The sequence below is a fragment of the Nonomuraea sp. NPDC050786 genome (genome assembly GCF_040654115.1).
Classification (GTDB): Bacteria; Actinomycetota; Actinomycetes; order Streptosporangiales; family Streptosporangiaceae; genus Nonomuraea.
In genome coordinates this window covers 535880-547605 of sequence record NZ_JBFAHJ010000001.1, presented here as the reverse complement: position 1 = coordinate 547605, position 11726 = coordinate 535880, and the positions used below count along the sequence as shown (strand labels likewise).

Annotated in this window: 10 protein-coding genes; 7 read left to right on the top strand and 3 right to left on the bottom strand. The window is 65.7% G+C overall.

Annotated elements, in window-relative coordinates:
• Window positions 1–19 precede the first annotated feature (19 nt).
• The 4 genes from nuoL to AB0H84_RS02835 are packed head-to-tail and all read left to right on the top strand — an operon-like array spanning window position 20 to window position 6003.
• Window positions 20–1864 carry an NADH-quinone oxidoreductase subunit L gene (gene nuoL / locus AB0H84_RS02850; protein WP_357597900.1) on the top strand — a complete coding sequence of 615 codons (1845 nt, stop codon included), beginning with the start codon at window positions 20–22 and terminating at the stop codon, window positions 1862–1864.
• Complete coding sequence (locus AB0H84_RS02845; protein WP_357597147.1) at window positions 1864–3423, top strand: NADH-quinone oxidoreductase subunit M; 1560 nt, start codon at window positions 1864–1866, stop codon at window positions 3421–3423. Before nuoL ends, AB0H84_RS02845 begins: the two co-directional genes overlap by 1 nt.
• Window positions 3420–5003, top strand: coding sequence for an NADH-quinone oxidoreductase subunit NuoN (gene nuoN, locus AB0H84_RS02840; protein WP_357597145.1), 1584 nt, complete (start codon window positions 3420–3422; stop codon window positions 5001–5003). The genes AB0H84_RS02845 and nuoN overlap by 4 nt, the downstream gene beginning before the upstream one ends.
• A 10-nt stretch (window positions 5004–5013) precedes the next feature.
• Window positions 5014–6003, top strand: a complete 990-nt coding sequence (locus AB0H84_RS02835; protein WP_357597142.1) for a polyprenyl synthetase family protein — start codon at window positions 5014–5016, stop codon at window positions 6001–6003.
• Here the strand turns inward: AB0H84_RS02835 and rarD are convergent.
• Window positions 5971–6894, bottom strand: coding sequence for an EamA family transporter RarD (gene rarD, locus AB0H84_RS02830; RefSeq protein ID WP_357597139.1), 924 nt, complete (start codon window positions 6892–6894; stop codon window positions 5971–5973). The two genes, AB0H84_RS02835 and rarD, sit on opposite strands and share 33 nt — an antisense overlap.
• Before the next feature lie 122 nt (window positions 6895–7016).
• Here rarD and msrA point away from each other — a divergent pair, with 122 nt between their 5' ends.
• The 3 genes from msrA to AB0H84_RS02815 all read left to right on the top strand — a co-directional run bounded on the left by msrA (window position 7017) and on the right by AB0H84_RS02815 (window position 9936).
• Entirely contained in the window at window positions 7017–7679 is a 663-nt protein-coding gene (gene msrA, locus AB0H84_RS02825; RefSeq protein WP_357597137.1) for a peptide-methionine (S)-S-oxide reductase MsrA, read from the top strand.
• Window positions 7680–7867: 188 nt separating this feature from the next.
• Window positions 7868–9295: an AAA family ATPase gene (locus AB0H84_RS02820; protein ID WP_357597134.1), complete on the top strand. Its 1428-nt coding sequence runs from the start codon at window positions 7868–7870 to the stop codon at window positions 9293–9295.
• Complete coding sequence (locus AB0H84_RS02815) at window positions 9292–9936, top strand: hypothetical protein (RefSeq protein ID WP_357597131.1); 645 nt, start codon at window positions 9292–9294, stop codon at window positions 9934–9936. Before AB0H84_RS02820 ends, AB0H84_RS02815 begins: the two co-directional genes overlap by 4 nt.
• Window positions 9937–10279: 343 nt before the next feature.
• On the opposite strand, the gene AB0H84_RS02810 is transcribed toward AB0H84_RS02815, so the two are convergent.
• Both AB0H84_RS02810 and AB0H84_RS02805 read right to left on the bottom strand, forming a co-directional pair.
• Window positions 10280–11062 carry a transposase family protein gene (locus AB0H84_RS02810; protein WP_357597129.1) on the bottom strand — a complete coding sequence of 261 codons (783 nt, stop codon included), beginning with the start codon at window positions 11060–11062 and terminating at the stop codon, window positions 10280–10282.
• 123 nt (window positions 11063–11185) lie between these two features.
• A complete protein-coding gene (locus AB0H84_RS02805) occupies window positions 11186–11605 on the bottom strand; it encodes a hypothetical protein (RefSeq protein WP_357597126.1) in 420 nt (139 codons plus the stop codon).
• Window positions 11606–11726 lie beyond the last annotated feature (121 nt).

Below are 11726 nucleotides of genomic sequence, written 5' to 3'. Positions count from 1 at the left end.
GATCGGCAACGCCTGGCTGATGATCGCCTTCCCCTTGGTGGGGGCGTTCATCCTGCTGGTGTTCGGCCGGTTCACGAACCGCTGGGGCCATCTGCTGGGCGTGGCCATGTCCCTCGCCTCGTTCGTCGTGGCGGTGCTGGCGTTCTTCCAACTCATCGGGTTCGGGGAAGAGGAGCGCCGGCGGGCCGTCGAGCTGTACGACTTCATCCCCGGCCTGGTCAAGATGGGGCTGCTGATCGACCCGCTGTCGATCAGCTTCGCGCTGCTGATCACGGGTGTGGGCTCGTTGATCCACATCTACTCGATCGGCTACATGGCCCATGACGAGCACCGGCGCAGGTTCTTCTCCTACCTGAACCTGTTCGTGGCCGCGATGCTCCTGCTGGTGCTGGCCGACAACTACGTCGGCCTGTTCATCGGCTGGGAGGGCGTCGGTCTGGCTTCTTACCTGCTGATCGGGTTCTGGCAGTTCAAGCCGTCGGCGGCGGTCGCGGCCAAGAAGGCGTTCATCGTCAACCGCGTCGGCGACTTCGGCCTGCTGGTCGGCATGTTCGTCATCTGGACGACGTTCGGCACGCTCGCCTTCAAGGACCTCGCGGCCAAGACGACCGGCGTCGAGAACGGCACCACGCTGGCCATCGGCCTGCTGCTGCTCCTCGGCGCGTGCGGCAAGTCCGCGCAGCTCCCGCTGCAGTCCTGGCTCCTCGACGCCATGGAGGGCCCGACCCCCGTGTCGGCCCTGATCCACGCCGCGACCATGGTGACCGCCGGTGTCTACCTGGTGGTCCGCTCCGGAGCGTTCTTCTTCCACCCCGGCTCGGGCGCGGCGCTCGCGGTGTCCATCGTCGGCGCGGCCACGCTGCTCGCCGGTGCGATCATCGGTTGCGCCAAGGACGACATCAAGAAGGGCCTGGCCGGTTCGACGATGTCGCAGATCGGCTACATGATGCTCGGCGCCGGCCTCGGCCCCGCCGGGTACGCGTTCGCGATCGGCCACCTGATCACGCACGGCTTCTTCAAGGCCGACATGTTCCTCGGCGCCGGCTCGGTCATGCACGGCATGAACGACGAGGTGAACATGCGGAAGTACGGCGCGCTCCGCAAGGTCATGCCGGTCACCTTCATCACGTTCTTCATCGGCTACCTGGCGATCATCGGCTTCCCGCTGCTGTCGGGTTACTTCACCAAGGACGGCATCATCGAGACCGCCGTCGAGCACAACCAGGTCCTGGGCTGGCTGGCCGTGCTGGGCGCGGGCATCACCGGCTTCTACATGTCGCGGATGGTCTTCATGACCTTCTTCGGCGAGAAGCGCTGGGCCGAGGACGCCCACCCGCACGAGTCGCCGGCCGTCATGACCTGGCCGCTGATCATCCTGTCGATCGGCTCGATCTTCCTGGGTGGCTACCTCATCCTGAGCAACCGGCTCATGGACTTCCTCGCCCCGGCCGTCGGGGCGCCGGAGGAGCGGCCGGTGTTCCACTTCGCCAGCACGCCGGGTCTCGCCACCCTCGCGCTCGTCGCGGTCGGCGCGGCCTTCGCCTGGATGAAGTACGGCCGGGCCGAGGTACCGGTCGTGCAGCCGCGCGGCTCGTTCCTCACCACGTTCGCCCGGCGCGACCTGTACGGTGACGCGCTCAACGAGTCGCTCTTCATGCGTCCCGGCCAGTGGCTGACCCGGATCGCGGTGTTCTTCGACAACCGCGGCATCGACGGTCTCGTCAACGGCCTGGCCGCGGGCATCGGCGGCAGCTCCGGGCGCCTGCGGAGACTCCAGACGGGCTTCGCCAGAACGTACGCGCTGTCCATCTTCATCGGTGCCGCCCTGCTGACCGGCGCCCTGCTCCTCGTTGGGAACATCTGATGTCACCCTGGCTTCCGATACTCATGGCGGTGCCCGTGGTGGGCGCCATCGTGGTGGCCCTGCTTCCCAAGGGCAGTGACAAGCTGGCCAAGCAGGTAACGCTGCTGGTCTCGCTGCTGACGCTGGTCCTCACGGGCGTCATGGCCGCCGGGTACAAGCCGTCGGGCCCTCGGTTCCAGTTCACGGCCGAGTACAACTGGATCCCGAGCTTCGGCGTGAAGTTCGGGGTCGGTGTCGACGGCGTCGCGCTCGTGCTGATCGCCCTGTCGGTGGTGCTGGTGCCGCTCGTGGTGCTGGCCTCCTGGCACGACGCCGACGGCGTCAAGACCGCCGACGGCACGCTCATCACGCCCAAGCGGTCGGTGAAGACGTACTTCTCGCTGCTGCTGGTGCTGGAGACGATGATGATCGGCGTCTTCGCGGCGACCGACATCTTCCTCTTCTACGTCTTCTTCGAAGCCATGCTGATCCCGATGTACTTCATGATCGGGTCGTACGGTGGCGCCCAGCGGTCCTACGCGGCCGTCAAGTTCCTGCTGTACTCCCTCTTCGGCGGCCTGCTCATGCTGGTCGCGGTCATCGGGCTGTACTTCGCGGCGGCCAAGGGAACGTTCATGTTCCCCGAGCTGATCGGGGCCATCAAGGACCCGGGCATGCAGAAGTGGCTGTTCGGCGGCTTCTTCATCGCCTTCGCGATCAAGGCCCCGCTCTGGCCCGTGCACACCTGGCTGCCCGACGCGGCCGCGCAGGCTCCCGCCGGCGCCGCCGTGCTGCTGGTGGGCGTGCTGGACAAGGTCGGCACGTTCGGGATGCTCCGCTTCTGCCTGGAGCTCTTCCCCGACGCCTCCAAGGCGTTCACGATGCCGATCGTCGTGCTGGCGGTCATCAGCATCATCTACGGCGCCATCGTGGCCATCGGGCAGACCGACATGAAGCGGCTCATCGCGTACACGTCGATCTCGCACTTCGGCTTCATCGTGCTCGGCGTGTTCGCCATGTCGTCCGTGGCCCAGTCCGGCGCCACCCTCTACATGGTCAACCACGGCTTCGCCACCGGCGCGCTGTTCCTGGCCGCGGGCTTCCTCATCGCCAGGCGCGGCTCGCCGTTCATCGGCGACTACGGAGGCGTGCAGAAGGTCGCGCCGCTGCTCGCCGGCTTCTTCCTGGTCGCCGGTCTGGCCGGTCTCTCGCTGCCCGGACTCTCGTCGTTCGTGAGCGAGTTCATGGTCATGATCGGCACGTACTCCAGCCAGGCCCACGGCTCGGGGGCTCTGACGGTGGCCGCGGTGGTCTCCGCGGTGGCCGTGATCCTCGCCGCCGTCTACATCCTGTGGATGGTCCAGCGCACCCTGAACGGTCCCACGGCCGAGCCGGTCAAGGCGTTCAAGGACCTGAACGCCCGCGAGGTCTGGGTCCTGGCTCCGCTGGTCGCACTGATCATCGGGTTCGGCTTCTTCCCCAAGCCGCTGCTCGACGTGATCAACCCGTCGGTGCAGCAGACGCTGACCAACGTGCACGTGCCGACCTCCACCATCGCTGAGAAGGGGACAGGTCAGTGAACTCCATCCCAGCGCCGACGATCGAGTACGGCACGCTGGCGCCGCTGCTGGTGGTCTTCGGCGCGGCCGTCATCGGCGTGCTGGTCGAGGCGTTCGCGCCCCGATACCTGCGCAAGTCGATCCACGTCCCGCTCACCCTGCTGAGCCTGTTCGGCGCGTTCGTGCTGGTGCTCGTGCAGGTCCTGCGCGGCAACGTGCCGACGGCGCCGGTCGCCATGGGCGCGGTCGCGGTGGACGGGCCCGCGCTGTTCATCTGGGGCGTCATCCTCGTCCTGTCGTTCGTGTGCGTACTGCTGATCAACGACGAGGGTCACTTCGTCGCCTCGGCCGCGGCCGTGCCCGGCAGCGCCGACGAGGAGGAGGCCGAGGCCGAGGGCGGCGGGCACACCGAGGTGTACCCGCTGGTGCTCTTCGCGGTGGGCGGCATGCTGCTCTTCCCGGCCTCCCACGACCTGCTGATGATGTTCGTGGGCCTCGAGGTCATGTCGCTGCCGCTCTACCTGCTGTGCGGCCTGGCCCGCCGGCGCCGCCTGCTGTCGCAGGAGGCGTCCATGAAGTACTTCCTGCTGGGCGCGTTCTCCTCGGCCTTCTTCCTGTACGGCACCGCGATGGTGTACGGCTTCGCGGGCACCGTCTCGCTGCCCGGCATCAACGCGGCCATGGCCAAGAGCGCCTCGCTCGACCCGATCCTGATGCTCGGGCTCGCGCTGCTCGGCGTGGGCCTGCTGTTCAAGATCGGCGCAGCGCCGTTCCAGGCCTGGAAGCCGGACGTCTACCAGGGCGCTCCGACCCCGATCACCGCTCTGATGGCCTCCGGCACGCTGGTCGCGGCCGTGGGCGCCGTCCTGCGGGTGTTCTGGGTGGGTCTGGGCAACCTCGACTGGAACTGGCGGCCGATCATCTGGGGCGTCGCCGCGCTCACCATGATCGTCGGCTCGATCCTGGCGATCACGCAGACCGAGATCAAGCGGATGCTGGCGTACTCGTCCATCGCGCACGCGGGCTTCCTGCTCGTCGGCGTAATGGCCACGTTCGGCTCCGCGGACCAGAACGTCGTCTCCCTGAAGGCGATCCTGTTCTACCTCGCGGTCTACGGCATCACCACGGTGGGCGCGTTCGCGGTGGTCACGCTCGTACGCGACCCGGGCGGTGAGGCCGGGCACCTGTCGCGCTGGGCCGGGCTCGGCAAGCGCGCGCCGGTGCTGGCCGGAGTGTTCGCGTTCTTCCTGCTGGCCTTCGCGGGCATCCCGATGACGAGCGGCTTCTTCGGCAAGTACGCCGTCTTCGCGGCCGCCCTGAACAGCGGGACGCAGCCCGGCGACTCGATGGGCGGCTGGATGGCCGGCCTGGTCGTGGTGGGCGTGGTGGCCTCGGCCATCGCCGCGTTCTTCTACGTCCGCGTCATCGTGCTGATGTTCTTCAGCGAGCCCGCGGCCGACGGCCCCGCCATCGCGGTGCCCAGTATGGGGACCGTGGCCGTCATCGCCATCTCCCTGCTGGTTACCGTAGGGGTGGGGCTCTACCCGGAGTCCGTGCTCGGTGTTGCCAACGACGCTGCTCGCAGCCTGTTCATCAGATAAGGGGTCCTGTATGTCTGCGCCTCCCGTGGTTGACCTTCCCATCGAGGACGAGCGGTTGGCGCAGGATCTGGCCACCGGAATGGCCGCGGTCGAGAAACTCCTGCGCTCGTCCGTGGAGAGCGAGGACGCCTTCGTCACGGAGGCGTCCAAGCACCTCATCGAGGCCGGCGGCAAGCGGTTCCGTACGCTGATGCTGCTGCTCGCCGCGCAGTTCGGCGACCCGTCCGCGCCGGGTGTCGTGCCCGGCGCGGTGGTGATCGAGCTGACCCATCTGGGCTCGCTCTACCACGACGACGTCATGGACGAGGCCCCGGTACGCCGGGGCTCTCCCTCCGCCAACGCCCGGTGGGACAACACCGTGGCCATCCTCACCGGCGACTACCTGTTCGCCCAGGCGTCCGACCTCCTGGCGGACCTCGGCCCCGAGCTGATCCGCATCCAGGCGCAGACGTTCTCCCGCCTCGTGCAGGGGCAGATCCGCGAGACCGTGGGCCCGCGTGACGGTGAGGACCCGATCACCCACTACCTGGGCGTGCTGGCCGACAAGACCGGCTCCCTGATCGCCGCCTCCGGCCGCTTCGGCGCGCTGCTGTCCGGCGCCCCCGCCGACGTCGAGGAGCGGCTCAGCCGGGCGTGCGAGGCCATCGGCGTGGCCTGGCAGCTCGGCGACGACCTGCTGGACGTGGCCTCCACCGGCGCGCAGTCGGGCAAGACGCCGGGGACGGACCTGCGGGAGGGCGTCAAGACCCTGCCGGTCCTGTACGCGCTGGCGTCGGACGCCTCTTCCCGGCTGGGTGAGCTGCTGTCGGGGCCGGTGGCGGAGGAAGATGTGGACGAGACGCTGACCTTGCTCCGCGCCCACCCCGCGATGGGGCAGGCGCGGGCGGAGCTGGAATCGTGGGTGGACCGGGCTCGTACCGACATCTCCGGCCTCCCCGACATTCCCGCCAGGTCCGCATTTTTGGCGCTATGTGACTACGTGGTCGAGCGTTCTGGCTGACAGCCGGACGCGCCGGGCGGCGCGAGCCGCCCTGATGCTGTCGTACGTGAAGATCGCCAAGGCCAGCCAGACGATCGAGAAGCCGATCCACCGGCTGGACGGCATCGTCTCCTTGGCGATCAGCACGCCGCAGGCGAACTGCAGGACCGGCGCGATGTACTGCAGGAGCCCCATGGTGCTGAGCGGCACCCGGATGGCCGCCGCCCCGAACCAGATCAGCGGCACGGCGGTGGCCACCCCGCTTCCGATCAGCAGCAGAGCGTGCCCGAGTCCCTGTCCGGCGAACGTTCCCTGCCCGCCCGTCTGCAGGAAGAGGATGTAGCCGAGCGCGGGAAGGAACAGAACCAGGGCCTCGATGGCGAGACCCTCGGTGGCCGCCACGTTGGCCCGCTTCTTGACCAGCCCGTACACGCCGAAACTCGTGGCCAGCGTGAGCGCGATCCACGGCAGCCGCCCGTAGTCCAGCGTCAGCACCACCACCGCGAGCGCCCCGAACCCGACGGCCGCCCACTGCAGCGGCCGCAGCCGCTCCCGCAGCAGCACCACGCCGAACAGCACGTTGACGAGCGGGTTGATGAAGTAGCCCAGAGAGCTCTCGACGACGTGCCCGCTGTTGACCGCGTAGATGTAGACGCCCCAGTTCACGGTGACGAGCACGGCGGCCAGCGCGAGAAGCCCCAGCTTCGCGGGCTGTCTGACGAGGGGGCGGAACCAGGACCAGTGCCGCCGGACAGCCAGCACGGCGGCGACCACGACGAGCGACCACACCATGCGGTGCGCCAGGATCTCGACGGCGCCGGACGGCTTGAGGAGCGGCCAGTAGAGGGGGAACAGGCCCCACAAGGTGTAGGCGGCGATCCCGAACAAGACACCGCGCCGAAGATCAGGCATGAAACCCATTTTCGGGCATAGCAACCTTTAAACACAAATTTCGTCCGCTATATGGAATTGTGTAGCTGCTCTAAAGCGTTGGCGGCTATGTACTCTGGGACGAGACCTACTGGAGGTTTGCCATGGGCTGGCTTTTCGGCGGAAACAAGACATCGATGGTCCGACCCGAGGACGCCCTCCCTGGCCGCCAGGACCCGATATCCATCCCCTCCCGCCACGCGGTCCTCGACGCCCCCCTCACTCCACCCCCGGGCCTGGAGATCGCCGACTTCGGCCTCGGCTGCTTCTGGGGCGCGGAGCGCAAGTTCTGGCAGACGCCCGGGGTCGTCACGACGGCGGTGGGCTACCAGGGCGGCTACACCCCCAACCCGACGTACGAGGAGGTCTGCAGCGGCCTCACGGGCCACGCCGAGGTCGTCCGGGTGGCGTTCGACCCGGCTCAGGTGTCGTACGAGGAGCTCCTGAAGGTCTTCTGGGAGGCCCACGACCCGACGCAGGGCATGCGCCAGGGCAACGACGTGGGGACGCAGTACCGTTCGGCCATCTACTACCACTCGCCGGAGCAGCAGAAGGCGGCGGAGGCGTCGCGGGAGGCTTACCAGGAGGTGCTGAAGGCGGCCGGCTATGGTGAGATCACCACGGAGGTCGCGGCGGCGGGTCCCCTTCCGTTCTACTACGCCGAGGACTATCACCAGCAGTACCTCCACCGCAACAAAAACGGCTACTGCGGAATCGGCGGAACGGGTGTCGCCTGTCCGGTCGGCCTGACCTCCGGCGAGGCGTAGATCTACGCCCGTCGCAATCAGTCACGAGAATCGCTGAATGACCATGGGTCAGCAGGCTCGCGGAACTGGTAGTGGGCCGGAGCGCGTGGAGTTGCGACTCGGCAGGCCGCGCGCTCAAGCGGAGGGAAGAGACTGCCGTGGCCTCATCGTGCTTCGCATTCTCCCCAAAGCCCGCTAGTCTTATATGCATGCTTACACGGTTGGAAGTACGGGGCTTCAAGAACCTCCTGGATGTCCAAGTGGACTTTGGCCCCTTCACGTGTATAGCCGGAGCCAACGGCATCGGAAAGTCGAATGTTTTCGATGCGATTGAATTTCTTTCATCAATGGCGAGCGAGCCCTTGATGGAATCTGCCCAGAAGGTCAGAGGTGCGTCGGGCGTTCGTGGTGGCGACCCCCGTGATCTTTTTTGGGATGGGTACAGGGAGCATCCGAGAGAGATGCATCTTGCAGCGGAAATGATCGTTCCGCCTATAGTGGAGGATGATCTAGGGGCAGTTGCAGATGCGACGACGACGTTCCTCCGTTATGAGGTAAGCATTCGCTACGCTCCTCCGAGTGGCGAGAGTAGCATCGGGCGCCTGGTGCTCACCCGCGAGGAATTGCGGCACATCACCAGAGGCGATGCACCAAAGCATTTGAAGTTTCCTCTAAGTGCAAAGCGGTTTCGTAGCTCCGTTGTAACTGGACAGAGGCGTGGTGGAGCCTTTCTTTCGACGGAGGAGCGCGAAAGTGGCACCGTCATCAATGTTCATGGAGACGGGGGTAGTTTTGGGAAGCCTCAGCCGCGGGCGGCCGCGAGGGCTGGACGTACGGTTCTAAGTACGGTCACCACGAATGACTATCCAACGATTCTCGCTGCGCGTCGTGAAATGCAGAGTTGGAGACGCCTTGCTCTTGAGCCTTCTTCGCTTAGGGCCCCTGATGATTTCTCTGCACCCAGATTTATGTCGGCTAATGGTCGGCATCTGGCGGCCGCACTCTTTCGTATAGCCACTGAAAGCGGACATGAAAGTCGCGATTCTGATCCGGCTGCAGTATACGCGCGCGTTTCGAGTCGGTTGGCCGACCTTGCCGGTCTAGGTGTAGAGGGCGTGTCTGTGGAACCTGATCCCGTCCGGGAGGTCTTCACGCTGTTTCTGCAGGAAAAGGGTGGGTTGCGCCTGCCGGCCCGGGCGCTATCCGAGGGAACGCTACGCTTCCTGGCGCTATGCGTGTTGCTAGAGGATCCGACGGTGTCGGGCTTGATATGCATGGAGGAGCCCGAGAATGGAATTCATCCCGCAAATCTTCCTGCTATCGTCGAGCTCGTCCGAGATCTCGCGGTGGACCCTCAGGAGAGTCCGGGCTTGGAAAATCCTTTCCGTCAAGTCATAGTCAATACCCATTCTCCAGGTGTCGTGCAACTATGCGATCCTGCTGACCTTCTGTTGGCTGCGGTGATTCCGCAAAAGACAGTAGATGGAACTGTCGCCTCATCCCTATCTCTGCTGCCGTTCAGAGGTTCCTGGCGGACTTCCGTAGATAAGCCCGCTTTCTCGGAAGCTGACCTTATAGAATTCTTGACTCCGCCTCCGGGGCGGCACATTCAGCTGCCTCTTGATCTAGCGATATGAGCACAGGCGTGCATGCGGGAGTTTTCATTGGTGAAGGTAGCTCCGATGCGCCTTTGGCTGGCATCGTCGAGAGCCTTTTTGCCGATAGAGGGGTTGCGCTGAGACTAAGTGCCCCAGATTTCGATCGCTTGGGAAAAGTCGGCAAGGATGTTGCTTCCCGTGTAGAGGCAGCGATCAAACTAATGGGTGGGGCTGAGCCAGACGTCGTTGTGGTGCATAGAGATGCCGATAATGCAGGCATAGATGCTCGTCGGAACGAAATAGCTGATGCTATACGGTGTGTGGGATTCTCTCGTGCGTTCGTTCCGGTTATTCCGGTGCGTATGACCGAGGCTTGGCTTCTTCTCGATGAGCAGGCGATAAGGCATGTTGCTGGAAATCCTCGTGGCCGTGTGCATCTCGGATTGCCCAAGAAACATGAAGCGGAGACCTTAGCGGATCCGAAGTCCTTCCTGCGTGATTGCCTCTTGAAGGCAGCTGACGTGCGTGGTCGCCGTCGTGAAACTCTTACGAAGAGATTTCCCCAGCACCGGAGGCAGCTACTGGACCGGTTAGACCGTAATGGGGATGTAGCCAAGCTAAACGGATGGATCGCTCTGTTAGCGAGCGTCAATGAAGCGGTCACAAGACTTTCCGGTTGAACACCGTTCTTGCTTGCGCATGGGATCGGCTCACAGACTGCGTGGCTAGAGCAAGAGCATCGCCGCGTGTCTTCCTTGGTGCCTGACACCTCTGCGCGCCCCTCAGCGGAGGTGGCGGTTAGTGATGTCGGCGACAAGTTCCACTACAGGGTCAAGGGCGTGCCGCCTGCGGCGGCCCGCCGCGCGTCGGGCGGTCGCTGGACCGCGCTGCGGCCTGGGGGCCGGCCGCGGCCAGCACCGCCCACGCGGCACCCGAGGCGCACCTTTCAGACGGCCGGGCAACCTAGCACTGGACGGCCTGGCAGTGAAATCAGCCTGATCGCCGGGCCACAGTGAGCGCTTTTCATCCTGAGTAGCGGCCTTCTTCGATGAGCTGCAGGACGAGGATGGCCTGCACGATCGGGGTGGTGCGGTGCGGGCAGCAGCGCAGTTGGGCCAGGACCTTCCAGGTCTTCAAGGTGGCGACGGCGCGTTCGCCGCGAGCGCGGATGCGGGCGTGAGCGCGGTTGACCGATCGCTGGTGGCGCGACAGCGGCGGCCGGAGCCGGTGGCGCTTGAACGGGGTGCGGATGGTGCCGCCTGCGCCCTGGTATCCCTTGTCGGCGAAGGTCTTCACCTTCGCGGTGGTCAGCGCGTCGATCAGGCCGGTGGTGCGTGCCGCGGTCAGGTCGTGGGTGGCGCCGGGTAGGGCGGGCGAGGCCCACACCAGCCGGCCCGCCGGGTCGGCCAGGACCTGGGCGTTCATATCGTGGCGTTTATGTTTTCCGGAGTAGTACGGCCGCTCGTCGGCCAGCCGGTCGATCGGGATCAGGGTGCCGTCAAGGATGGTGTAGGCCAGCCGGCAGGCGCGTAAGGCGGCGGCGGTGACGTCGGCGGCGAGCGTGGCAAGCAGATCGACCGCCTCGCGGACGTAGCGCCAGGCGGTGCTGGTGCCGATGGCGAACCCTGCGGCCAGACGTGCGTAGGTGTCGCCATTGCGCAGGTGGGCCAGCACCAGCAGGGCTTGCCGGGCTGCATCCAGGCGCCGCCACCGGCAGCGCCGTTCGGCCCGGCGGTCGCGGATCAGCTCGGCCAGGCGGATCAGGGTGTGATTGGACAGCGGTATCGCGGCGGGGTAAGACAGCAACGAGGCTCTCCGGTAGAGGCATCGGATCTTGGTCGACGGCTGTCTTACCGGAAGCCTCTTCTTCTTCTTCTCCTCCGCCGCCGCTCTTCAGCCTTCTGAGGCCGAACCCTCAGGATGGAAGGCTCAGTAGCTGTCGCTCCAGCGATACCAAGGACCCTGGATGTGCTCGAAGGATGAAGCGACCGACGGGTTGGAGTCGTCGACCGGTGCGCGGTTAGGGCTCCAGACGTAGCCGTAGGGGTCCACGCCGGGCGCGTTCTCGCCGACCTTGAAATAGACGCGGTCGCCCTCTCGGTAGATGGCCTGAAACTCGATCTCCCCGATCTGCTGCGCCTGACTTGTTACGCCGTCGTCCGGTCCGGCCGTCTGGGCCACCTGCTCCATCTCGGCGAAGGAGCGCACGATTCGTTGATCTTCGCTGTGCCCGCAGGACGTTAGCGATGCCAGGGCGAGACAGGCGACCAGTTTCCTCACGCTTTGATTGTCCCCGTCTCGAAAGGTGCCGGCGGCGCCGTTGAGGAGGTCGTGCAGCGCGACGAACATCGTTGGACCGCGTCACCTGCGGCCCAGGCGACCGTACGCGAGACATCATCCAGATGGGAAGCAGCGACTCGGATCCTCCAGATAACGGTTGATCTTGGTCGACGCCCTTTCTACTCGAGAG